The organism is sulfur-oxidizing endosymbiont of Gigantopelta aegis (assembly GCF_016097415.1).
Classification (GTDB): domain Bacteria; phylum Pseudomonadota; class Gammaproteobacteria; order GRL18; family GRL18; genus GRL18.
In genome coordinates this window covers 1,866,660-1,889,881 of record NZ_JAEHGE010000001.1, presented here as the reverse complement: position 1 = coordinate 1,889,881, position 23,222 = coordinate 1,866,660, and the positions used below count along the sequence as shown (strand labels likewise).

Here is a 23,222-nt window from a genome sequence, read left to right as displayed (position 1 = left end):
CATATTAATCTCAGGAGAAAAAAAACCAGCACATTGTTGCATTTGCCTTATGGTATTTTTTTCCCACCACCATGGAAATTGTTTGTTCTTTATATAATCTATTATACTTTTATTTAAACTACTTTTCACACCTATATGATTTGTTAAACATAACATTTCAGTCGAACCAATACGTCCAATCATACATGGTTTGTCATCCATCAAATAGTTATAAATCATTTCATTAGCATACTCTTTATTGGGAAATATTTTCCAATTTCTCAATTCAGGTGTTTTGCTAAATAACATTAAATAGAGTTTGCGTAATATTTTTAGGGTATATATCAATATTTCATTCATAAACACTTCAGCTTTTTAAATTGCCATAATTTTATCAAAGACTGGTAATTGATTTCTTAAATAATCAACAGAATGCAATTGCCTTAAAAAATACCGTGAAAAAAACAAAGCCACAATCAAGCCCATTGCACCTGCTATGACATCAAACAACAAGCGTATTATAGGCAGGTCAATTGCTGCTGTCATTAGCAACATTAAATTCATTATTAAAGCAGTGCTCAGTATAATACTCATTAATATAATGAGTATTAATCCTAATTCTTTTTTTGCCATATTTAGCAATTTAATAACACTGCCATACATCAGTATAAAACGAAAAAAAGCCATTGATAAAATAATATAACTGATATTTTCCAGTGTTAAACTAGATGAAAACCAGACAAATAGTGAAACCATTAAGAATAATACGGCCATTTGAATACGTAAACTAAGCTTTAGTTGAGCCATTGAATCTAGTGTTACACTCGCTGTATGTGCCATATAAAGAGGTACAGCAGATAGAGATAAAATTTTAAGTAACGGTACAACCTCCACCCATTTATCTCCTAACAAAACACTGACAATGTCGGCAGCAGCAAAATGCATACCAATACCGACAGCACAGGCATAGCAACCTACAATAAGCGAACTCAGTTGAAAACTGATTAGCAGTTTGCTGTTCTTATCATTGATACTACTCATGATTGGAAATAATGTTCTTGTCAAGATATTTGTAGGGTGCTGTACTGGTAAATGTGCCAACAATTGCGCACGACTATAAAATCCGGCGGGAGATGCGCCTAGTAATTTACCGATGACAAGGGGCGCCAAATTGGATGTTAAAAACTCTATAAACCCGATAAAAGAATAGCGCACACCATAACCCAGTAAACTTTTTCTTTGTGCCTTAGTGTGTTTAAATGTTATTGGGTAACGAATCACAAAATACGATAACAGAGCTGTCACCGTAGATTGTGTCATAAAGGCCAACACCAATGACCAAACACCTGCCCCTAGATAAGCGGCAATGACACCTGTTACACCATAACCCAACACATAAGATATAATTTCAATGATTGAAATAGCTTTGAAGCGGCTCTCACGACGCAATAATGCCTGAGAAATAGATGAGAAGCCTAATATAATAAAATTAAGTGCCAGCACTTGCATGACAAGCCCAAGCCCTTGCATTTCAAAATAGTCTTCCGTCCATGGTGAAGCCAAATAGGCTATCAAGTAAAAAAAACAGGAAATACCCAGCGAGATAGCTAGTGCGGCGCTAGTATCACCCTCATCTAATGATTTTTTTTGTATCAGTGCAGGGGCAATCCCTGCTTGTGAAAAATAGCTATAAAAACGTAAACTGACATTAGCAATGGCGATTAAGCCAAAATCAGCCGGATCAAGCAAGCGTGCCATAATAGCCATGAAGAACAATTGAAAAATTGTATTAACAATAATAGATGCAGTCCCCCAGCCAACACCCGATGCTAATTTCTTTAATGCTGTCATGGCTTATTATTTGTTGTCATTCAATCGTTCGTTTAACCACGTTATTAAATTCATCAAAATAATCACTTATTAATTCTTAAATGGTCAAAACTCAGAACGTAATGGAATTTACCAAAATAAAACAAAGAACATAAACCCTAATTATATCACAAACCAGAAAACTTTCATTCCCCCCACTAAAACCTATCAAATTCCCCCACCCCCCTGTATTAATGCACTTCGCATCTCAGCAGCCTCCAACAAATGGGTAGCACGCTGTTTTGTTAGCTTCCAATTAAAAATACCAATAGACACCCATAAGGTAAAGCGTCCCATAAGCTAAAACCTGGAATTTATGTTGATGGAGGCGTTTTTTGAAGCAAGCGCAGTAAAAAGTCTCAACTATTAGAAAGATGTCAGGGCGTACTGGCACCCTTAGTGTATAGGTGGCCGAACGGGTGTGCCCAGCGAAAACGGTGTTGGTATTGATTATTATAGCTAAATGAATGGGAGAGATAGCGGAATAACTGACAAAGGATTGGGTTGGGGCTTGGGAAAAGAGAATATCGGTGGCATTTGTGGGTTGAAATCTGCTATTTTGAAATTAGTAACAGCTCTCAGTTTGTACTATAATAGGGACAGTATAATTATAAAATTTCAGGCAACTCTATTATGAGCATATTGAATTATCTTGTACATTACACCTACGAAGATTATAAACTTTGGGACGGTAAATGGGAGCTTTTTGAGGGGTTTCCTATTGCTATGAGTCCAGCACCTACCATTACTCACCAGGCTATAGCTAATTTAATTGCTTATCAATTGACTGACACTATCGGCAATTGTAATCGCTGTCTTGTTCTTGGTGAAGAGGACTACAAATTGTCCGATGATACAGTGCTAAGACCTGATGTTGCACTAATATGTGATGAGCCTCATGATGCCTATATTACTAAAGCACCTGAAATTATTGTTGAGATTATTTCAAAATCCACGGCTAAAAATGATGAAGGTTATAAGTTTGATAAGTATCAAGCTGAAAAAGTCATGTACTATATCATTATTTATCCCAATGAACTTTATGCTAAAGTGTATAAGTTAATCAACGGTAAGTATGACAAACAAGGTGATTTTTCAACACAATCATATAATTTTGACAATACATTATGTCAAGCAAGTATTGATTTTGACAAAGTGTTTCAACGTTTTAGATAATAATTTAATGGCACTTCCTTAAGCTAGCATTCTATTTCAAGCGTTTGATTTTTCAATGTTTGATTTACCACACCAAACACATAATCTAAAACAACACCCGTTGATAAGGCTGCAATTGTGACCAAACGGGCTATTGGAAAAATAATGGCTGATCCATGCCCAGCGAAAACTGACGAGTTTTCTTGCTTGCATAATATGCGTTTTTTGTTAGTTTGCTGATGAAAACGGTGGTGGTATTGACTACTATAACAAAATGAATGGGTGTATCCAGTTCCCGATAAAACTCACCTGATTTCTAGGTGAGGTTTTATCGGGTGGACACTAGCTAAAATCGTGAACTAATCACTACCAAACAGATCCCTTGTATAGACTTTATCCTCAACATCTTTAATATCTTCCATCATTCTATTAGCGACAATGACATCCGATATTTTTTTAAACTCCGCTAGATCAGCTACAACTCTTGAATGAAAAAATTCTTTTTCTTGCAGCTCGGGTTCATAAATCACCACTTCAATGCCCTTGGCTTTGATGCGCTTCATGATGCCCTGAATGGCAGATGATCTAAAGTTGTCTGATCCGGCTTTCATGATCAGTCGATAAACGCCTACTAATTTAGGATTTTTTTGGATAATGCTATCAGCAATAAAGTCCTTGCGGGTGGTATTAGCATCAACTATTGCGCGGATCATATTATTGGGTACATTTTGATAGTTGGCCAATAATTGTTTGGTGTCCTTGGGCAGACAATAACCACCATAGCCAAAGGAGGGGTTATTGTAATGCTTGCCAATTCTGGGATCTAAGCCTATGCCCTCAATGATATGTTTTGAATTGAGGCCGTGGTTTTCGGCGTATGAGTCCAGTTCATTAAAGTAGGCCACTCGCATGGCCAGATAGGTGTTGGAAAACAGTTTAACCGCTTCTGCTTCTGTGGAATCGGTATAAAGCACATCAATGTTTTCTTTTTTTGCACCCTGGATTAATAATGAGACAAATTTTTCTGCACGTTCACTCTCTTCGCCAATAATGATGCGCGAGGGGTATAAGTTGTCATGCAATGCTTTGCCTTCTCTGAGAAATTCAGGGGAAAAGAAGATGTTATGACAATTGTATTTTTCTTTAACACTTTTGGTGAAGCCCACTGGTACGGTTGATTTGATGACCATCACCGCTGTGGGGTTGATTGCCATGACATCTTTAATCACTGATTCAACCGTGTTGGTATTAAAATAGTTGGTTTCGGTATCATAGTCAGTGGGTGTGGCAATGATCACATAGTCGGCATTGTTGTAGGCGTCTTCTTTGTCGAGAGTAGCACGGTAGTTGAGAGTTTTGTTGGCTAGAAAGTCTTCTATTTCGTCGTCGGCAATGGGGGAGATTTTTTTGTTTAACATCGCTACTTTTTCTGCGATGACATCCAGGGTGACAACTTCATTGTGTTGTGCGAGTAAAACTCCGTTTGATAGGCCAACATAGCCTGAACCTGCAACTGCTATTTTCATTTGTTTTTCTCTTATATAGTGGTGTTTAATGTTAAATGGCGACTCAAGCCCCTACTCTTGATTGTAGCCGTAACTGCTATAGTAACCGCCATAGTAGCCACCGGCATAGTATTTTTCAGTTTTGCTGATATTGAGTTGGTTGAGGACAACACCGGAGATATTGGCGTCGATGCTTTTCAGTTTGTCGATACCGGCTTTGGCTAGGGCATTGGGCGTGGAGTCTGCTTTGACAACGTAGATCACTTCGTTGGCATAGCGTGCGATTAATAAGGCATCACTGACGGCCTGTGTAGGGGCTGAATCAATAATGATACGCTCGTATTTCTTGCTCAGAATTTCTAGCACTTTGGCAAAGCGTTTGGAGCTGAGTAATTCCTGCGGGTTGGGTGGCACAACGCCTGAGGGCAAGATATCGACATTCCATTGTTCAAAACGCTGAATGCAATCATTAAAATCCGCCGTCCCGGCCACCAGTGTTGATAAGCCATTTTTGGATTCAAACTGACAGGCTTTGGCAATGGAGGGCTTGCGCATATCAGCGTCAATGAGTAGCACTTTTTCGGTTTGCCCTAATGCCATCGCTAGGTTGAGGGATACGGTGGTTTTGCCCTCGTTAGGTATTGATGAGGTGACAACAGCAATTTTATATTCACTGTCCAGGCCTGATAGCACGACGCCAGTACGAATGGTGCGAATGGCTTCGGAAAAGTCGGAGTGATTTTCATGATGAAAGGCCAGCAAGGGCTTGTCCACTTCGGTTTTCTTCAGTTTTTGCATGGGTAAAACGCCTAATAAAGGGGCATTGAGTTTCAGCTCTACATCAGCGGGATTTCGTATGGTGTTGTTAAGCGCTTCCCTTAAGAAGGCTAAAACAACCCCCATGCCGATGCCAAAGACAAAGGCGATGATGATAATGAGCTTCTTTTTGGGCTTGACCGGAACCCGAGGCACTGAGGCTTTGTCTACGATACGAGCATTGGCACCCTGCATACCGGAGGTTTCACTGGTTTCTTTAAAACGGGTGAAAAAGGTGTCGTAGAGTTGACGATTGGTTTCGACTTCGCGTTCAAGTTCTTTGAGCTTGAAACCTTTGGTATTGATGGTGCGAATTTCTTGTTTGCTTTGGCTCATGTCACGTTTTAGGGAGTCTTCATTACTGCGGGCGGCACGGTATTGCCCTTCTATGCCCCGGGCGACACTTTTGAGTAAGCTGAGATAGCTGTTTTTGGCTTTGTTATAGTTGGCCTGTGCTGATTTCATTTTAGGGTGTTTGGGGCCGTAGCGTTTGCTTAGTTCGGCGACTGAGTTTTGTGCATCATGCAATTTGTCTTTGGCGTATTGTACTGAAGGGCTATCTAAAATCCCCGAAATGGATTCATACTGTTCGATGCCACCTTTTTTTGCCCGCTGAATTTGTGAATAAATAGACTGTAATTTGGAGCGATCTCTACGCGCGTCGATGAGTTTGGATGAAATGTCGTCCAGTTCTCTGGCTGAGACCGTTTGAATGCCCTGCACATCTAAAAGATTTTCTTGTTTGCGGTATTCAATGAGCTTTTGTTCTGATGCTGAGAGTTTATCTTTGAGGCCGCTCAACCTTTCCGTTAGCCAACCTACGGCTTTTTCGGTCATTTCCAGATTGGAGTCAAAGCCACTTTCGATGTAGGCATTGGCCACTTCGGTGGCAATTTGTGCAGCGAGTATGGGTGATTTGGCATTAAAAGTGATACTGACAAAGAGGCTTTTTTTATGTTCTTGAACCTCTAAACGTCCCATAAACTGTTCGGTGACACCTTGAAAAATCAGTTGTTCTTTTTCTTCTTCTGTGGGTTCAAGGACTGGTTTTTTCATGCTTTGAGGAAGCATGTTGATGTGTCAACACTTTTCCGGACAGTTTTCTAAATATTTTTTTGGCTGTTTCAAGTGATTTTTGTCATTTTGTATTTCCTATCATTTTAGTTTCTCATGTTAACTTTAAACAGATGAAGAGAAAGGGCTTTGCCCTCTGGAACGATAGAGCCGTTCCATTCACCCAAGGTATTTTCACAACGGTAATGATCCTGTTACAATATCTTCACGGCACAGGCTGAGGAGCCGATGGCCGTCAACGGTAATGGGCGGCATTTATGTCGCCTTTTACCCCTCTTCAATCAATCGATTTAAGCTATTTCCTGCTGTATTTCATAATCGACTGGTGACAAATAATCATTAGCCGAATGAAGTCGCTCCCGATTATAAAATACCTCAATATATTCAAATATTGCCTGCTTTGCTTCTACTCTGGTTTTGAATCGACAATGGTGCGTCAATTCAGTTTTCAAACTATGAAAGAAGCTCTCTGATACAGCATTGTCCCAGCAATTTCCTTTGCGGCTCATAGACTGAATTATGTTATGATCCGACAATATTTTTCTATGACTATCAGAGGCATATTGGCTACCTCGGTCAGTATGCCAAAGCAATCCATCCATTGGTTTACGCTTCCATATGGCCATCAGTAAAGCATCATTGACTAGCTTGGCTTTCATTCGCTCATCCATCGACCAGCCAACAATTTGCCTAGAGAATAAGTCAATGACAACCGCTAAATATAACCAGCCTTCCTTGGTGGCAATATAGGTAATATCACCCACATAGTAGCGATCAGGTTGAGAGACAGTAAACTCTCTTTCCAGTAAATTTGGAGATATACGCTTATTATGCTTGGAATTAGTCGTCGCTTTAAAGCGTCTCTTCGTTTTACAAAACAAACCGGCTTTTTTCATTAATCGACCAATTCTCCGGCGGCTTATATGAACGCCTTTTTCAGCCAGTTTTCTCATTTTAGGTCACACTTTTTATTTTTTAGTTATTTTAAGTTGTGTGTCCGGTTAAGTATAGCCACATTATGTCTTTGATAAAACCAGTGAGACTGAATTTTATCAGAGGTTCTTTTTGTTGGCGTGGGTCAAATTCAGCGTTGGTCGTGAGTTGCAGTTTTTGACCACTTTTTCTGCAATGGAGCGAGACTTTAGGATCTCAAGTTGCGAATAATAATAGTCCATATTTTTATTATTCAAGCCATAGACTTGTTCAATGGATACGACTTTGGCTTGTTGTGACTCTAACAAAATAGTGGCTCTGGCCTGATAGACTGAATCCAGAGAAAAAACCACGACAATGGCAAGCAAGGTGATGGCAAATGCCAAACCAACAATACCCCATTGGTGACGACGGATCACTGACCAGTATTCACGCAGGTCGATGGTTTCTTCTTCAAATTGTTGATTGCTTAAAGCCGGAGAATTGTTCATAAGGGATAATTTTTAATGGTTAATTTTAAATGGTTAATTAAAGCTCAAAAGCGTTTAAGTCAGGTGTTTATCGGGTGTTTATTATTATCTTTTGATTTTAGCAGTTAATTGGGCTTTATGGTAATTTTAAATTGAGGCTGCAAAGCTTTTATTTTTGCTTTATTAATTAACCATTAAAAATTAACCATTCAACATTATCTTTTACCATTCAACATTATCTTTCACCACTCTCCAGGGGTTGTCGTAGAGTAGTTGTTGGCTTTTTGTGGGCCAATGGTGCTGTCTAAGTAGGCTTTGACTTCGTTTAGGTCGGGGGGCGGTGTTTTAGGTTGTGAGCATCGGTGGCGATGAAGTCTACCCATTGCTTTTCTAGTAGTGTTTGGGCAACTTGCTGACTTTTGCTACCGAATTTTCCGACGACTGAGTTGGCGGTAATTTGCAGCAGGCAACCAGCTTTTAGGAAGGGGGCGATTTTGGTAAAGTCGGCTTGTATTTCTTTGTTTCTTTCCGGGTGCACGATAATGGGTTTGATGTTACGTTTGAGTAACCAATTCACCAGTTTGTCACTACCGGGAAGTATGTGGCTATGGGGAATTCTAATAATAGTGCATTTTGTTGGTCGATTTTTCCTAAAAAGGAATTTTATCCAGAACGATAAGCTCCATCATCTCTACACTGATACGTACCTCGGCTGAATAGGCTATTTTTAGGGCAATGTTTTGTTTTTTGATTTCGTTTTGCAATAATTGAAAGGCTTCAAAATGCTATCGCAATCATTGTCATAACGCCCGGGATGTATGTGTGGGGTGATAATAGAATGGGTGATGCCATGAGCGGCCGCATGATAAGCCAAGGCAACGGCCTCATCCAGGGTTTTGGCTCCGTCATCAATGCCGGGCAGTAAATGGCTATGTATGTCGATCATTATTAATGTTTAATTTTAAATGTTTAATGTTTAATTGAAGGTCAAAAGATAAATCTGAATTTAGAATATTTTTGGTTTGCTTTTTAATTAAGTATTTAATATTCATAATTCAACATTATCTTTTTGGCTTGTTTTTATTAGTAGCTCTATCCAATACTACATTCCTTTGCATCCTCCTCTCCGTGAAGAAAGCCTTTTCTTTAATTAAACATTAAACATTAAAAATTCAAAATTAACAATTATTATTTATCTACAAATTTGTTTGAATTTGTTGTCTCTGGGGAGTTGATGTGTCAACACTTTTCCGGACAGTTTTCTAAATATTTTTTGGCTGTTTCAAGTGATTTTTGTCATTTTGTATTTCCTATCATTTTAGTTTCTCATGTTAACTTTAAACAGATGAAGAGAAAGGGCTTTGCCCTCTGGAACGATAGAGCCGTTCCATTCACCCAAGGTATTTTCACAACGGTAATGATCCTGTTACAATATCTTCACGGCACAGGCTGAGGAGCCGATGGCCGTCAACGGTAATGGGCGGCATTTATGTCGCCTTTTACCCCTCTTCAATCAATCGATTTAAGCTATTTCCTGCTGTATTTCATAATCGACTGGTGACAAATAATCATTAGCCGAATGAAGTCGCTCCCGATTATAAAATACCTCAATATATTCAAATATTGCCTGCTTTGCTTCTACTCTGGTTTTGAATCGACAATGGTGCGTCAATTCAGTTTTCAAACTATGAAAGAAGCTCTCTGATACAGCATTGTCCCAGCAATTTCCTTTGCGGCTCATAGACTGAATTATGTTATGATCCGACAATATTTTTCTATGACTATCAGAGGCATATTGGCTACCTCGGTCAGTATGCCAAAGCAATCCATCCATTGGTTTACGCTTCCATATGGCCATCAGTAAAGCATCATTGACTAGCTTGGCTTTCATTCGCTCATCCATCGACCAGCCAACAATTTGCCTAGAGAATAAGTCAATGACAACCGCTAAATATAACCAGCCTTCCTTGGTGGCAATATAGGTAATATCACCCACATAGTAGCGATCAGGTTGAGAGACAGTAAACTCTCTTTCCAGTAAATTTGGAGATATACGCTTATTATGCTTGGAATTAGTCGTCGCTTTAAAGCGTCTCTTCGTTTTACAAAACAAACCGGCTTTTTCATTAATCGACCAATTCTCCGGCGGCTTATATGAACGCCTTTTTCAGCCAGTTTTCTTTTAAGACGACGGGTTCCATAAGTCTTGCGACTGTCTTCAAACAGTTTTTTAGCTGCTCAGTAAGCGCTTCATTTTCTTTCTCTCTATCCGTTTTAGGAGAGCTAACCCAATCATAATAGCAACTACGGAAACATCCATAAAACGGCACAGAATCGTTTAATCTTTAGCCTGATCGTTATCCATGCGTCACAAAGTTTCTTTAGCCTGAATCACTTTTGCCAATTCTTTTTCAGACGTTTTAAATCAAACGTTTCATCACTTCATCATAACCGGTGAATATTTTGAAGGACGTCTTCATCATTGGAATATTTACTGATCCATTCTGATGTATAGCTTTTATTCTTCATTCATTTTAGGTCACACTTTTTATCTTTTAGTTATTTTAAGTTGTGTGTCCGGTTAAGTGTAGCCACATTAGACTTCCATTTCTTCTTGAGGTATAAAAGTTTTTTTATCACTAATAAAATGATGACAGGCAGACAAGCCTGAAATAAGTTTAATTTCATTGGCTCGTAATTCACGTTCTTCAGAGCGTTGCTCCAGTAACTCAAACTCATGCTCAATATGCTCACACATCTCTTTTTTCATACGAGTCTGAAAGTTAAATTGTGCTGTTTGTTTGAAATTGTCTTTGCTTACTTCAGAGCTCATTAGCCATTTTTTTAATCGTGACAAATCGATGCAACGCAGTTCATGCTGTTCTTGACTAGATTTTTTAAACGGATCCGTCTCTTTTTTTATATCAACAAAATGAGCTGATTCGTCTTTCGATAAATCAACCACGAAATGCTGTTCAGTTTCATTTCGTGTAATATGAGTCACATCACAATAAGCCACCCAATCACGCATAAGATGATAGTTTTTTCGTGCTTCAAAACGCATTAGCCGATAAGGAGTCAGTAGCTTTAATAGCACCACTTGTAAATAACAACTCTTCAGCGAGGTATGCATACTGATCACTTCATCTTGCACCCCGATACGTTCGGCTAAAAGATAAAGTTGATTCAATTCTTGCCAAATATAATCCGGTTCAGACAAATAAAATTGAAAGCGTTCCACCAATAAGCGTGATAAGTAAAAATGTGCCATAAATAAGGCTTGGGGAATTAGACTACCGAGGTATTGATTGAGAAAATTATTATTCGAGGCAATATCATGAATAATAATCTGATATGCCACCGATGTTTCTAATAACAATTGCTGTAGACGATTGGTCAGTAGCCGATATTCATCATTCATCGGAAAGGCCATTGAGTTCGTTTTTGCCAACAGAATTTCTAATTCATTTTGAATATCATTATCCAGAATATTCATAATCGACATTCTGACCACCGGCGTACATTGAACTCGATTCAATTGCACCAAAGTATCTAGAAAATGTTGTAAATTCTTACGATCACGACGATTCAACCAGTTCTGAACGGATATTTCATCCGGACTAATCCCTTGATAATCATTCGTTATTTTCGCTTGCTGTGGGATCCTTAAAAGTGGTGTGAACATATTTGAGCCAAAATTTAAACCAAAGAGCTAGGCAGCAGAACAGTATCAGTTATTTTGCCCTGCTTATTTATGCCATTAACGCCTAAAGTATAGACTACAAGCCATTATTTTTCTTTGAATTATCCAATAAACAAGACTCATTTTTTCAGCACTTATTTTCTGAAAATAATAACTCTTAATTGATGAAGTTCAAAACATTAAAAACATTGGCCTTGTTCTAAAAATAAACCGTTGAATCCTGAAACTCTTTAAATAATCGCCAGTGTTCATTTGTTGATAAATTTTCATAAAAATAACAGGCATCCCCGGCAGATATTTTTTCTTTTGAAATTTTAATATGTTCCATGATCTTGGAACATTTATTTTTTGATAGAAATTCAGGCGGTAATTTAACAAAATCATCCATTGAATCTATCCCACTCGCCCATATTTTTTTCTCTGTTGTTGCACCAATGGATGGTATGTGTGAAAAGCTCTTTTGAAGCATTTTTTACTCCTTAAAATGGAAAAAAGATATTGTGTCAGTTATGGCTTGCAATGAGCTTGACCAAAGGAATGACTACTATCAACCAGGCGTGAAAATAAGTTAATGTTTTTCATTTGTTCTGGAGTATTAGCCCTGGTTGTTAACAAACCAGGATGTCCAACCACTATTGCTAGGACTTTTGCACGACTGATGGCCACATTGATACGACGGATATCAAAAACAAAATCAATCCCTCTTGGTGATTCATTAGCATCACTGGTACACATAGAAAGAAAAACAATGGGTGCTTCCTGTCCTTGAAATTTATCAACAGAACCCACTCTTGCCTTATCACCCAAAGCTTTTTGCAAATAATTAACCTGCTGGTTATACGGTGCAACTATCAAAATATCATTCATATCAATGGGTCTTTCATTGCCCATTTTATCAGTATAAATTTTACCTATTAATTCTTGGAATAATATTTTAATGATGGAGACTTCTTCCGTACTGGACTGGGTATTCCCATCATGAGAAACGGGAACAAAAATGATGCCAGAGTCTTTGTTTAAATAGTTCTGTTGGTCTGTTTTTGTATGCCGCCCCAGAATACGGATTGATTGCTTATCATTAGCCGGATCAATGTGTAATTTCCCTTCATAAATTGCTGCATTAATAAGAGAATTAATATTGGAATGCATGCGGTAAGTGGTATTTAAAAAGATCCCCATAGAATCTGAAATGGTTGCCTGCTCATGTAACAAGTAATCCAGTATCGACAAACCACTTTCTTTGGGATGTGAGCCTTGTATGGGCTGGCTTAATTGCATTTGATCACCCATTAAAACCAGATTTTTACAACAACGACTCATCGCAATAAGACGAGCAATAATGTGGCTATACTTAACCGGACACACAACTTAAAATAACTAAAAGATAAAAAGTGTGACCTAAAATGAATGATCACCAATTTGTTGAATGATGCGCTCATAATTTGAGTAATTGTGACGAATATGATTTAACGCTAATCTCAATAAGAAATTATTTGAATAAGTTGAAATCACTTGAGCATCAGGATTGGCTTCATAGTAATATTCGAGTGCTTTTTCAATGGGATTATCAATGACTTTGATTTTTATCCGTTTCAACAATTTAAGGTAAGCGTCATTTTCTTTATTTTTTAAATTAATAAAATCATGAGCTCTATTTGCCTTCTTTTTTCTCCAGTGCCTCATCGTATTTGCCTCAATTTTGTCGAATTTCGGTACTTATTTAATAACTTTAGGCCATATTACACAATACACCCGTCAATAAATGACGCTTTATTGATAATTCTTTACCATGCCAGTAATTAAATCGATTATTTTGTCTTTTAATGCTTCTGGCTCCAGCACAATAATCTGCTCATTCATCCCCAGAATCCATGCCGTTAAACTGGCTGTTTCGCGAAGAGTGGCGGTTAAAATGATATGACCATCACCCGCTTCCTCAATGGTTTGCTCTTTAGTCAAGGGGGTTTCTTCAATATCCTGACGTACAGATGCATCAATCCATGCTTTAAATTCAATCAGCTCACAACTTCCCGGAAAGCCGAGATTTTCATCAATGTAGTGATCTAAATTAAATCCTTCTGGAATAAGCACTGACTGAATTTGCACTTTAGCTTTTTTGATACGATTCAATATAAAGCGTTTTATTTGCCCATCTTCACAAATAATGAGCTCTGATGTGATCCCCCGATAAATCAGTGCCAAAGGGTGAATTCTACGCTGACTCAGCTCATCATCATCACGGGACAGATAATCAATTTGTAGCATTTTTTCTTCATAAAGCGCTTCATAAACGGCATCATGGACTGACTCAGAAACCACAGCTTGGATCTGAGCTAACGCCTTGGACACTACACGAATTTTATTCACCCAGCGACGATCTTTTTCTTTACCCTTGCCAGATAATACCTTTTTTGCCTGTCTGAACTTAGGCTGAAGATGTTTAAGACTTTTATGAGGTAATAATGGTTCCAGATATTGTTGGCTCAATTTAAAGCTTAAGGCAGAATTTCGCCCCATACCCGGAATATCATATGATTCAAGACCAGCCCACCACCATTGAAAAGGTCTTACACTATTATCACAACCAATAGCAAATTCAGTGGACAATTGAGCTAAATCTCGTTCAATAGTTCTATTTCGAATATTCTCGAAGCCCTTCCCAGATAAACGACGGATTATCTCAGGTATGGTAATCACACCATCCTCTTTACGTTTCAGCATTTCAAGGATATACAAGCGTCGTTTGAAATTATCAGCCATTCTAGTCCCTTATTTTTTCAGCCCACATTAAAAATACATGCTTCCTATTCCCACAGTTTTTTTAATCTCATAACGGTCAAGCAGATAATGACTATTCAATTAGGCAAGTATGAAATATCTTTAATCTTGGTGCAAGGTTCCCGCAAGCTCAAGCAGCGTATAGTAAAACCCATAGCAAGACAAACTTAATATTTTAACCCATACGAGGATATAGCCATGAAAACCTTAGCTACTTTATTATTCGCTGCCACTGCCGCCCTTTCTTTCAATGCCAATGCGGATGCCGTTCACGGCGATCCTGCCATAGGTGATGTGTTTCCAGTGCAAAATGTCACCCTACAAACACAAGCGCTCAACACTGTTGCTGATACCGGTGAGGAAGTTTGGAGTGTTGCCTATGAAGAATACGTCAACCCTGCAGATTTTAATCTCAATCGCTCAAGCACCACTACCCTTGCCAGCGCTTTACAAGCATTGGATAACAACCCACCTGCTGCCGGTAGCCAAGCTCAAAGTGTATTCACCTGGGACGAAACTGCGGATGAATACCAGTTGCAATAAAATTGGTAAACAATTAGCTAGTGTCCACCCGTTTATTCTAAAATTATTTGATAATTTTGACCGTAGGGTGGGCACGCTTTTTGTGCCCACGCTGAAAGTGTACATAATAAGCGCTTGAGTCAGCGTGGGCAGATAAAGCCATGCCCACCCTACGGTTCTTTATATAAAAAAACCTATTGACGGATGGGCACTAGCTAAATCTTATGATATTGCCTGTATTGGCACTATCACCCTTTTAAGAAAAGCAATTCATAAAGCTTTGTGGGATGATTATAATGATATTCAAAAAGCGATTGCAATAATTGAAGAATCAGTCTTTAAGCGTGATGGGTTAAGAGTTCCGTTAAAGTTATTAAAAAATACATTAAAAGGAAAATGGTGGGCCTGGACAGACTCGAACTGTCGACCTGCCGATTATGAGTCTGGTATTCTAGTGTTTTTTTGTGACAGACATCGTAACTTCTCAATAAGTCTGTGCATTTAAACAGCACAAACTTTACCTTTCAGCAACTCAGGCAGATATGGGATCAAATTTCTCTTGCTGATCCGGTCATTAATAAAATCCCAGAATGAAATTCCTTGTTTCAAACAAGTTTTCTTTAAACTGACAAAGGTATCTCTGCAAAGTTGCCCATCCTTTGAGCGTGTACTACCACTAATTTTACGCTTAATAACATATTCTCGAATATCATTTTCACTCAAATTATTATGAAGAGGAATATCAGGCCGTTCCAATACCAGCAGTAATTCTGTTTTATTTCTTGCCAATCGTTTCAGTGCCTGATTCAACGTTTCAAAGCTTGTTTTAGTCCGGCACAATTCATCAAAATGTTCAGCAATCGCTGACTTCAACGGATCATCTGGCTCAAGTTTATATTGTTTGAGATCATAAAATAGTTCCCAAATCTGAGTATGTACCCAGTTCAGTTCTTTATCATGTCGCTCATTGAGTGGTAGTATCCGCTGAAACACTCTGTCTGCATGTATCCAACATAATGCGTGCAACAAAATATCAAATTGTCCTGCATCATCACTCACAATCACCAAATCACTTGGAAAGCCACTGTTAATTAATGCCCCCAGTAAAGCGCCTTCTGTGGCAATGCGAACATGCCGTTGTGTTATGATACTATTGTTCTGCAGATAGTATTTCCAGGCTTCTTCATTATCAAAGCAAGTCTGATGACTTTGTTCAATAACGCTCAATGGCTTGTGAGGTAATTTTTCTGCTCTCATATAATCAAGTGCTGCATCGTTGAGCGTATAATCAACAGCAGCACCTCGTAACAATTGTAGAAAATTAATCCGGCTCTTATATCGAGTACTTGAAAACCAGGCAAAGGTTTCATTGCCAACGTGAGTACAATAACCATTCTTTCCATCATGACGACTACCCGTATCATCAACATGGATATAAGTACTATTGTTGATACCGGCAGTTAGCTGATGTGTCAACACTTTTCCGGACAGTTTTCTAAATATTTTTTTGGCTGTTTCAAGTGATTTTTGTCATTTTGTATTTCCTATCATTTTTTCTCATGTTAACTTTAAACAGATGAAGAGAAAGGGCTTTGCCCTCTGGAACGATAGAGCCGTTCCATTCACCCAAGGTATTTTCACAACGGTAATGATCCTGTTACAATATCTTCACGGCACAGGCTGAGGAGCCGATGGCCGTCAACGGTAATGGGCGGCATTTATGTCGCCTTTTACCCCTCTTCAATCAATCGATTTAAGCTATTTCCTGCTGTATTTCATAATCGACTGGTGACAAATAATCATTAGCCGAATGAAGTCGCTCCCGATTATAAAATACCTCAATATATTCAAATATTGCCTGCTTTGCTTCTACTCTGGTTTTGAATCGACAATGGTGCGTCAATTCAGTTTTCAAACTATGAAAGAAGCTCTCTGATACAGCATTGTCCCAGCAATTTCCTTTGCGGCTCATAGACTGAATTATGTTATGATCCGAGGCTCTTCTCCGCTTTGATGAGTGAGGGTTTACCCAAAATAGAACATACTCTGCTCATCAGGAATGGAGGTTTGCCTGATTTTAAGTTTAAAATATTCGGTATCCCGAATCCCTCTGGCCCTTTTTCTTATTAAGCCAATACTGACATTGCCTGCTTCAATTCTAGCGGATGTCAGCTGATGTTTTGCATAGTTGCAAATACCATCTTTATTCTTTCTCATTGAGCGAGCAAATGTTTTTAAGTAGCTCATATTGCTTTGATCAGCCATGACACACCATTGCTCTAATTCATCTTTCATTTCAGTCACGTCATTGTTATTCCACAGTGCTTGTAACTGTTCTTTCATCAGATATAAAATATTTAAATTCTGATTTTCTGATAACAGGTTATTCAATCGGTCAGATTGTTTCTCAGTGAGCTTGTCTTCATTTTTTAGTAGCAAGTAATAGCATCCCTTGAGTAAATCTTTTCCAGGCTTGCTGGCTCGTCTGAATTCAATCCTACGTTGATTTTTTATCACGTTAGAGAAATTCTTCATGACATGAAATCGATCAAAAACAATATCTGCATTGGGCAATATTTCTCTCACTGATTTTTGATACGCGGGCCCCATGTCCATGGCCACCGCCTCTATTTTTTCAGTGGTTTCCTTCGGTATTCGTTTTAAAAACTTTGTAAATACATCTGAAGTTCGACCTGTTTCTACCCCGATTAAATGTCCTTCAACCATATCATAAATGACCGTCATATAATCATGGCCTTTTGCTCTGGCCTCTTCATCAACACCGATATATTTTAAGTCCTTTAATTTTTCGGGCTCTAATGCAGGCAATGTTTTTTCAAGATAAGCTTTGTCAATATTCTTAACGGTTTCCCAACGTATATTGAGATGCCTGGAAACAGCCTGAATGCTGATATGACGACAAAGACCACTAATCATATGACAAAATCGTTGTGTAAAACGACAGCCTTTATCAACAAAGTCACATCGCTCTATTCGGCGTTCATTTTTACTGATACAAACCTGAGCTAACTCAATTTCCAGATAGCATGGATAGCATGGATAGCATGGATAGCCCATAAATGGCACATCACGTACTTGTCTTTTTATGTATCGATTTATCGTCCCTTGCTGACCGGTTAAGGGATCAATTACCTTCCTTCGCTTGTCTCTTTGACAGATTATATGAACTGTCTCATGGTGTTTATTTAACGTTATTTCATTGACTCTTTGGCCAGTCAGTCCCAAAATGGTGGGTGAGATGTTGATACTCATATTACCTATTGCTTATAAAACCTTCAGAAGCTTTATATTTCAACAGGTTTCTTGAATATTAGCATCTTTCTTCACTCATCAAAGCGGAGAAGAGCCTGATCCGACAATATTTTTCTATGACTATCAGAGGCATATTGGCTACCTCGGTCAGTATGCCAAAGCAATCCATCCATTGGTTTACGCTTCCATATGGCCATCAGTAAAGCATCATTGACTAGCTTGGCTTTCATTCGCTCATCCATCGACCAGCCAACAATTTGCCTAGAGAATAAGTCAATGACAACCGCTAAATATAACCAGCCTTCCTTGGTGGCAATATAGGTAATATCACCCACATAGTAGCGATCAGGTTGAGAGACAGTAAACTCTCTTTCCAGTAAATTTGGAGATATACGCTTATTATGCTTGGAATTAGTCGTCGCTTTAAAGCGTCTCTTCGTTTTACAAAACAAACCGGCTTTTTTCATTAATCGACCAATTCTCCGGCGGCTTATATGAACGCCTTTTTCAGCCAGTTTTCTTTTAAGACGACGGGTTCCATAAGTCTTGCGACTGTCTTCAAACAGTTTTTTAGCTGCTCAGTAAGCGCTTCATTTTCTTTCTCTCTATCCGTTTTAGGAGAGCTAACCCAATCATAATAGCAACTACGGGAAACATCCATAAAACGGCACAGAATCGTTACCGGGTAATCTTTAGCCTGATCAGTTATCCATGCGTACTTCACAAAGTTTCCCTTGCAAAGTACGCTGTGGCCTTTTTAATAAATCACGCTCCTGAATCACTTTTGCCAATTCTTTTTCAGACGTTTTACTTCATCATAAATGTGTTCATCACTTCTATTGGCTACCGTCTTCACCGGTTTGGAATATTTACTGATCCAGGTATGTAGAGTATTTACATTAACACCTAGCTCCCTGGCAGTCTGAGAAACGGGTTGATCCGTCTCATTAGCTAATTTGACAGCTGATTCTTTAAATTCTGATGTATAGCTTTTATTCGGTTTTTTTGTTTGATCATTCATTTTAGGTCACACTTTTTATCTTTTAGTTATTTTAAGTTGTGTGTCCGGTTAAGTATAGCCACATTAGATCCTTGTATTAGCCCTATTGAAATAGAAGAAAATGCTTTATCTGTTAATGATTATAATGCCCAATACGCCTATCGAAAACATGCAAGATTCTGGTTGAATGGTGATTATAAAGAGAGTGTGAAAAATTCAAGATCCAAAAAGACAAATGGATCATCTTTAAGTGCCGATATATCAGCAACATACAAGGATGCAATTTCTCGTGATGATATAGAAGAATCAGAAGCTCTCTATCAAGTACAAAAATTGCCTCAAAATGGAATGCAGATCCATTCTGAATATACGATGTATGGACATTTCTTTTTTATACATAAATTGTTCAGTGGTGTTGAAAAAATCAGATTCTTTTTTAGATCAAGATTCTGGAATGAGAGCAACCTGCTTAACAGCTTTCCATAACGAAATAAAAATAGAAGCTGTGATGCTTTTTATGTTCGAATAACAAAGGATTTAACTGTTGATGAAAAGCGGAGAACTTTAAATGATTCCAGGAACTATTTTTCAGATCAGCAAAAAGAACACCCTGATTTATCAAAAAATAAAATAAAATTAAAAATAATAAAAGATCGATTAGAAAACATGCAGGAAATTGGAAACTGGAAAGATAAATGGCTTTTACACCCTTTTCCTAATATGTCTGAACCAGAAAAAGCGATTTGTTATCTTACTGATTATGGTGACTATGATGAAGACCATCAGGCATGGTTATATAACAAAGCCTCCATGCATGGGATTGATAATTTTTTTATGCAGGTTAGACGTAGATTATCATTATTAGAGCGAGTTATTTCATCTGCCAGCAGTTCTGGCAGAAGGTGGTATGGGTATTCTGCTTACAACCCAAAGAACATTGTTAAGTTACTCGATATATTCCGAGTTTATTATAATTATTGTATTGCAGGAAAAGACAAAAAAACACCCGCTATGCGTTTAGGTCTGGCAAAAGGCATTGTTAGTCCAGAAGACATCATTTATTTTTCACCTAATTAACTATGAGCCATTATGAATAAAACAATTTTCAAACAACTTAAGAAAGACAAAGGTAACTGGCTCAATGAAACAGAAGTACGCCAGGGATGGATAAAGATTATTGGTGATGCTTTAAATATTCCTTTTCAAATGGAGAGGCAAAGAGTTGATGCCAGTTATAACAGAGTTATTATTGAATTTAAGGATAAGGGCTTATTTAATGGTAGTACTTCCAGTTCTGCATTTAAAAATGCGGTGTTTGATCGCTTAAAAAATATATCCCGACTCGTGCTAAACTCGAATCCCTCGACAATGAGGATTATATTGGAATAGTTACCGATGCAGAGCATATTGCATTTGCACGGTACAGCCGAGGAAAAATAGTTCATGATGCATTATTACCATTAAGTGAATCCAGTGTATCTTTGATAGTTAAGGCTCTGACTGATTGTAAATGGGTTCCTGTTACATCAGAAAATCTAATCACTGCTTTTGGTCATAGTTCTGATGCTGGCTGTAATATGTTACAGGCTTTATCTGACGCATTATCAGAGCGACTGGAAAAGAAAAATAATAATAAAATAAAAATGATCTTTGAAGAGTGGAAAGCTCTTTATGGACAAACATCAAATCTTTCCATCAGCCAAGTGAATGGGATTCTTGATAATATTGGATTTCAAGTCAATTTCTCTGAACAAAAAAGTCTGAAGAATTGAAGATCCCTGTTGCACTTTTTGTCATACATACTTACAACTCTCTTTTGATAAAAATTCTTGGTGCAGAAGTTGTTGCCGAACATGCACTAACCACTTATAAAGGATTTATCAGAGAAACAGTCAGCCTTGATGGTCAATTATTAATTGACCGAATGGAATATGAAATTGAACAGGGTAATTTCTTTTCTGGTGCTGGAATAAATGGGTTTGGAGAAGAAGTTATTTTCAGTTGGTATCTTGATGTTGCAAGATTGAAACAACATCAAGCCAAAATAATTGATGGATTAAAAGGTATTTTGCTTTCATTCTCCATGTATAGAGCGGATAAATTAACTTCTATAGTGGACCCCGAAAACTGGACAATAGGTTAAGATATAAGAGCTAACCTAACGGGGAACAAAAAAATGAGCACAAAAAGAAAAACATTCAACAACAAATTTAAAGCAAAAGTAGCCATTGAGGCTTTGAAAGGTCAAAAACAGTCGCAGAAATTGCGTCAGAATTTGAAGTGCACACCACCCAGGTCAATAGCTGGAAAAAGCAGATGCTTGATGGTGCAGCCGATACTTTTTCAAAAAAATTAGAGAATAAAGATGCTGAACATGAAAAGGAAAAAGAACACCTGTACAGCCAAATAGGTCAACTAAAAGTAGAGGCTGACTGGCTGTCAAAAAAGTTGAAGATGTTCAACTGAGTAGAGCAGAAAAGCGGTGTTGCATAGAAAAAGAGCACCCTCAGTTGAGCATCAAAAACAATGTGAGCTTATCGGCCTGAACCGTTCAAGCTATTACTATCAACCTAAAAAGCCTCTGCAAAATAAAGATTTAACATTAATGAATTTGATTGATGAGTTGTACATAAAACATCCATTCTATGGCAGTCGTCAAATTCGTAATGCATTAAGATTGAAATGTTATAAAATTAATCGTAAAAAGTTCAACGGCTTATGCGGATCATGGGATTGGTTTCAGTGGCACCAAAACCCAATACCAGCAAGCCTTGCAAAGTAAATAATAACCTCTATCCATATTTGCTCAAAGGAATTGATATTAATAGGAATAACCAGGTTTGGTGCACAGATATCACGTATTTACGGATGCCACATGGATTTGTCTACCTAAGTGCTGTTATGGACTGGAGTAGCCGTTTTGTGCTGTCCTGGGAAGTGTCAACCAGCATGGAAGAAAGCTTTTGTATCAGTAGTCTGGAAACAGCACTGCGACGATATGGAAAGCCAGAAATCTTCAATACGGATCAAGGTGCTCAATATACTAGCAGAGCATTTACAGGTGTTCTAAAGGCCAATGATATAAAAATCAGCATGGACGGCAAAGGCAGAGCAATGGATAACATTATGATTGAACGACTCTGGCGAAGTGTAAAATATGAGGAAATTCACCTCAAGGATTACTAAAGTATTGATGAGCTAAAGAGCTCATTAAAGGAATATTTTGAGTTTTACAACCATGAACGACCACACAGTACACACGGTGGAAAAACGCCTGCAGAGATCTATGGCGTGATGAAAGAAGTTGTTCCAGACTTAAAACGGGCAGCATGATGAGAGGATAATCAACTTTACTGGCAACCGTTTTATTCACATATCCACAGGCCAAGCCAGTAGCCCTGAGATATATCGCAAGCGTCTCTGGACTACTGGCAGACCTGTGGATATGTGGATAAGACTAATACTATAAATAACCAACAGAATTATATCTTAATATTTGAGAAAGCTGTCTTGACAATGGGGTCCACTGTATTCCGCACGTTCAAAAGATGTTCTTAAGTCGTTTTATCAAGATCTCGTGCCAAATGAGCTACGAAAAAGTCTGGGTGAATTTTATACACCAGAATGGTTGGTTGAAGTCACTCTGGATAGAATCAATGTAAAAAATTTTTTAACTCAACGATTTCTTGATCCAACATGTGGTTCAGCTTCTTTCTTACTGGCTTTAATCAGGAAAATAAAAATACAAGCAACAGATGATGGGTGGGGTGATTTAGAAGTGTTAAAACACATCATAAACAATGTCTGGGGCTTTGATTTAAATCCTTTAGCAGTCCAGACTGCCCGAGTGAATATATTAATCGCTATTTCTGATTTATTAGACAATAACAAAGGAACAGATATAGAAATACCGATTCTTTTAGCGGATGCAGTGTATTCCCCAGCTCGAAATCCTAAAAAGATGAATTGATTGTCTCTTATAAAATTGGTAGTGAAGTAGCCGATCTTGAAATTTTATTGCCTTCAGAATTGGCTTTTGATAGAAGTCGTTTAGATTCCGTATTTTTACTAATGGATAATTTAGTTTCAAAAAGTACTCAGTGGCGTGAGACAGAAAAAAATTAATACAAAAAAATTAATTACAT

At 38.0% G+C, this 23,222-nt stretch carries 22 protein-coding genes and 6 pseudogenes; 10 read left to right on the top strand and 18 right to left on the bottom strand.

Features of this window, described 5'->3' with window-relative positions:
* Positions 1-339: pseudogene (locus tag JEU79_RS09515) on the bottom strand (hypothetical protein); the annotation flags it as partial.
* A 15-nt stretch (positions 340-354) separates the two neighbouring features.
* Positions 355-1,830: a lipopolysaccharide biosynthesis protein gene (locus JEU79_RS09510; protein ID WP_198263925.1), complete on the bottom strand. Its 1,476-nt coding sequence runs from the start codon at positions 1,828-1,830 to the stop codon at positions 355-357.
* A 651-nt stretch (positions 1,831-2,481) separates the two neighbouring features.
* Here JEU79_RS09510 and JEU79_RS09505 point away from each other — a divergent pair.
* Entirely contained in the window at positions 2,482-3,024 is a 543-nt protein-coding gene (locus JEU79_RS09505; protein WP_198263924.1) for a Uma2 family endonuclease, read from the top strand.
* Positions 3,025-3,362: 338 nt separating this feature from the next.
* On the opposite strand, the gene JEU79_RS09500 is transcribed toward JEU79_RS09505, so the two are convergent.
* The 12 genes and pseudogenes from JEU79_RS09500 to JEU79_RS09440 all read right to left on the bottom strand — a co-directional run bounded on the left by JEU79_RS09500 (position 3,363) and on the right by JEU79_RS09440 (position 14,264).
* The gene (locus JEU79_RS09500) at positions 3,363-4,529 is read right to left on the bottom strand and encodes a nucleotide sugar dehydrogenase (RefSeq protein ID WP_198263923.1); all 1,167 of its coding nucleotides are present in this window, start codon (positions 4,527-4,529) and stop codon (positions 3,363-3,365) included.
* A 51-nt stretch (positions 4,530-4,580) separates the two neighbouring features.
* Positions 4,581-6,380, bottom strand: a complete 1,800-nt coding sequence (locus JEU79_RS09495) for a GumC family protein (protein WP_198263922.1) — start codon at positions 6,378-6,380, stop codon at positions 4,581-4,583.
* 308 nt (positions 6,381-6,688) lie between these two features.
* Positions 6,689-7,348 (bottom strand): annotated as a pseudogene (locus JEU79_RS09490) (IS3 family transposase); the annotation flags it as partial.
* A 102-nt stretch (positions 7,349-7,450) separates the two neighbouring features.
* Complete coding sequence (locus JEU79_RS09485) at positions 7,451-7,822, bottom strand: Wzz/FepE/Etk N-terminal domain-containing protein (RefSeq protein WP_198263920.1); 372 nt, start codon at positions 7,820-7,822, stop codon at positions 7,451-7,453.
* 304 nt (positions 7,823-8,126) lie between these two features.
* Positions 8,127-8,378 carry a CpsB/CapC family capsule biosynthesis tyrosine phosphatase gene (locus JEU79_RS09480; protein WP_198263919.1) on the bottom strand — a complete coding sequence of 84 codons (252 nt, stop codon included), beginning with the start codon at positions 8,376-8,378 and terminating at the stop codon, positions 8,127-8,129.
* A 150-nt stretch (positions 8,379-8,528) separates the two neighbouring features.
* Positions 8,529-8,747, bottom strand: a complete 219-nt coding sequence (locus JEU79_RS09475; RefSeq protein WP_198263918.1) for a CpsB/CapC family capsule biosynthesis tyrosine phosphatase — start codon at positions 8,745-8,747, stop codon at positions 8,529-8,531.
* A gap of 576 nt (positions 8,748-9,323) precedes the next feature.
* Positions 9,324-10,133, bottom strand: a pseudogene (locus tag JEU79_RS09470) (IS3 family transposase); the annotation flags it as partial.
* A gap of 264 nt (positions 10,134-10,397) precedes the next feature.
* A complete protein-coding gene (locus tag JEU79_RS09460) occupies positions 10,398-11,486 on the bottom strand; it encodes a hypothetical protein (RefSeq protein ID WP_198263917.1) in 1,089 nt (362 codons plus the stop codon).
* A gap of 217 nt (positions 11,487-11,703) precedes the next feature.
* Positions 11,704-11,973: a hypothetical protein gene (locus tag JEU79_RS09455; RefSeq protein WP_198263916.1), complete on the bottom strand. Its 270-nt coding sequence runs from the start codon at positions 11,971-11,973 to the stop codon at positions 11,704-11,706.
* Positions 11,974-12,011: 38 nt separating this feature from the next.
* The gene (locus JEU79_RS09450; RefSeq protein WP_343074957.1) at positions 12,012-12,869 is read right to left on the bottom strand and encodes a DEAD/DEAH box helicase; all 858 of its coding nucleotides are present in this window, start codon (positions 12,867-12,869) and stop codon (positions 12,012-12,014) included.
* Between the two features lie 33 nt (positions 12,870-12,902).
* Positions 12,903-13,187, bottom strand: a complete 285-nt coding sequence (locus tag JEU79_RS09445) for a hypothetical protein (RefSeq protein ID WP_198263915.1) — start codon at positions 13,185-13,187, stop codon at positions 12,903-12,905.
* A gap of 87 nt (positions 13,188-13,274) precedes the next feature.
* Positions 13,275-14,264 carry a helix-turn-helix transcriptional regulator gene (locus JEU79_RS09440; protein WP_198263914.1) on the bottom strand — a complete coding sequence of 330 codons (990 nt, stop codon included), beginning with the start codon at positions 14,262-14,264 and terminating at the stop codon, positions 13,275-13,277.
* 216 nt (positions 14,265-14,480) lie between these two features.
* On the opposite strand from JEU79_RS09440, the gene JEU79_RS09435 reads away from it, so the two are divergent.
* A complete protein-coding gene (locus JEU79_RS09435) occupies positions 14,481-14,825 on the top strand; it encodes a hypothetical protein (RefSeq protein WP_198263913.1) in 345 nt (114 codons plus the stop codon).
* A 480-nt stretch (positions 14,826-15,305) separates the two neighbouring features.
* On the opposite strand, the gene JEU79_RS09430 is transcribed toward JEU79_RS09435, so the two are convergent.
* The 4 genes and pseudogenes from JEU79_RS09430 to JEU79_RS28465 form a co-directional block, all read right to left on the bottom strand.
* A complete protein-coding gene (locus JEU79_RS09430) occupies positions 15,306-16,283 on the bottom strand; it encodes an IS66 family transposase (RefSeq protein WP_198263912.1) in 978 nt (325 codons plus the stop codon).
* 274 nt (positions 16,284-16,557) lie between these two features.
* Positions 16,558-16,794: pseudogene (locus JEU79_RS09425) on the bottom strand (IS3 family transposase); the annotation flags it as partial.
* A 35-nt stretch (positions 16,795-16,829) separates the two neighbouring features.
* Positions 16,830-18,077 (bottom strand): ISL3 family transposase, encoded by a 1,248-nt coding sequence (locus tag JEU79_RS09420; protein ID WP_246540143.1) that lies wholly within the window; start codon positions 18,075-18,077, stop codon positions 16,830-16,832.
* Between the two features lie 98 nt (positions 18,078-18,175).
* A pseudogene (locus tag JEU79_RS28465) lies at positions 18,176-19,098 on the bottom strand (IS3 family transposase); the annotation flags it as partial.
* A 36-nt stretch (positions 19,099-19,134) separates the two neighbouring features.
* On the opposite strand from JEU79_RS28465, the gene JEU79_RS09400 reads away from it, so the two are divergent.
* The 8 genes and pseudogenes from JEU79_RS09400 (at position 19,135) to JEU79_RS09365 (ending at position 23,202) form a co-directional block, all read left to right on the top strand.
* A complete protein-coding gene (locus tag JEU79_RS09400) occupies positions 19,135-19,563 on the top strand; it encodes a hypothetical protein (RefSeq protein ID WP_198263911.1) in 429 nt (142 codons plus the stop codon).
* Between the two features lie 180 nt (positions 19,564-19,743).
* Positions 19,744-20,154 carry a hypothetical protein gene (locus tag JEU79_RS09395; protein ID WP_198263910.1) on the top strand — a complete coding sequence of 137 codons (411 nt, stop codon included), beginning with the start codon at positions 19,744-19,746 and terminating at the stop codon, positions 20,152-20,154.
* A 12-nt stretch (positions 20,155-20,166) separates the two neighbouring features.
* Positions 20,167-20,466, top strand: coding sequence for a hypothetical protein (locus JEU79_RS09390; protein WP_198262483.1), 300 nt, complete (start codon positions 20,167-20,169; stop codon positions 20,464-20,466).
* Between the two features lie 92 nt (positions 20,467-20,558).
* Positions 20,559-20,849: a hypothetical protein gene (locus JEU79_RS09385; RefSeq protein WP_198263909.1), complete on the top strand. Its 291-nt coding sequence runs from the start codon at positions 20,559-20,561 to the stop codon at positions 20,847-20,849.
* A complete protein-coding gene (locus tag JEU79_RS09380; protein ID WP_214660539.1) occupies positions 20,846-21,220 on the top strand; it encodes a hypothetical protein in 375 nt (124 codons plus the stop codon). Before JEU79_RS09385 ends, JEU79_RS09380 begins: the two co-directional genes overlap by 4 nt.
* A gap of 33 nt (positions 21,221-21,253) precedes the next feature.
* A pseudogene (locus JEU79_RS09375) lies at positions 21,254-22,410 on the top strand (IS3 family transposase).
* A gap of 193 nt (positions 22,411-22,603) precedes the next feature.
* The gene (locus JEU79_RS09370; RefSeq protein ID WP_281401056.1) at positions 22,604-23,047 is read left to right on the top strand and encodes an N-6 DNA methylase; all 444 of its coding nucleotides are present in this window, start codon (positions 22,604-22,606) and stop codon (positions 23,045-23,047) included.
* Positions 23,044-23,202, top strand: coding sequence for a hypothetical protein (locus JEU79_RS09365; RefSeq protein ID WP_198262479.1), 159 nt, complete (start codon positions 23,044-23,046; stop codon positions 23,200-23,202). Before JEU79_RS09370 ends, JEU79_RS09365 begins: the two co-directional genes overlap by 4 nt.
* The last annotated feature ends 20 nt before the right edge of the window (positions 23,203-23,222 follow it).

Coding starts and splice junctions, on each gene's coding strand:
- JEU79_RS09510 (WP_198263925.1), bottom strand. CDS start 1,830: ATGACAGCATTAAAGAAATTAGCATCGGGTGTTGGCTGGGGGACTGCA.
- JEU79_RS09505 (WP_198263924.1), top strand. CDS start 2,482: ATGAGCATATTGAATTATCTTGTACATTACACCTACGAAGATTATAAA.
- JEU79_RS09500 (WP_198263923.1), bottom strand. CDS start 4,529: ATGAAAATAGCAGTTGCAGGTTCAGGCTATGTTGGCCTATCAAACGGA.
- JEU79_RS09495 (WP_198263922.1), bottom strand. CDS start 6,380: ATGAAAAAACCAGTCCTTGAACCCACAGAAGAAGAAAAAGAACAACTG.
- JEU79_RS09485 (WP_198263920.1), bottom strand. CDS start 7,822: ATGAACAATTCTCCGGCTTTAAGCAATCAACAATTTGAAGAAGAAACC.
- JEU79_RS09475 (WP_198263918.1), bottom strand. CDS start 8,747: ATGATCGACATACATAGCCATTTACTGCCCGGCATTGATGACGGAGCC.
- JEU79_RS09460 (WP_198263917.1), bottom strand. CDS start 11,486: ATGTTCACACCACTTTTAAGGATCCCACAGCAAGCGAAAATAACGAAT.
- JEU79_RS09455 (WP_198263916.1), bottom strand. CDS start 11,973: ATGCTTCAAAAGAGCTTTTCACACATACCATCCATTGGTGCAACAACA.
- JEU79_RS09445 (WP_198263915.1), bottom strand. CDS start 13,187: ATGAGGCACTGGAGAAAAAAGAAGGCAAATAGAGCTCATGATTTTATT.
- JEU79_RS09440 (WP_198263914.1), bottom strand. CDS start 14,264: ATGGCTGATAATTTCAAACGACGCTTGTATATCCTTGAAATGCTGAAA.
- JEU79_RS09435 (WP_198263913.1), top strand. CDS start 14,481: ATGAAAACCTTAGCTACTTTATTATTCGCTGCCACTGCCGCCCTTTCT.
- JEU79_RS09420 (WP_246540143.1), bottom strand. CDS start 18,077: ATGAGTATCAACATCTCACCCACCATTTTGGGACTGACTGGCCAAAGA.
- JEU79_RS09395 (WP_198263910.1), top strand. CDS start 19,744: ATGCAGGAAATTGGAAACTGGAAAGATAAATGGCTTTTACACCCTTTT.
- JEU79_RS09390 (WP_198262483.1), top strand. CDS start 20,167: ATGAATAAAACAATTTTCAAACAACTTAAGAAAGACAAAGGTAACTGG.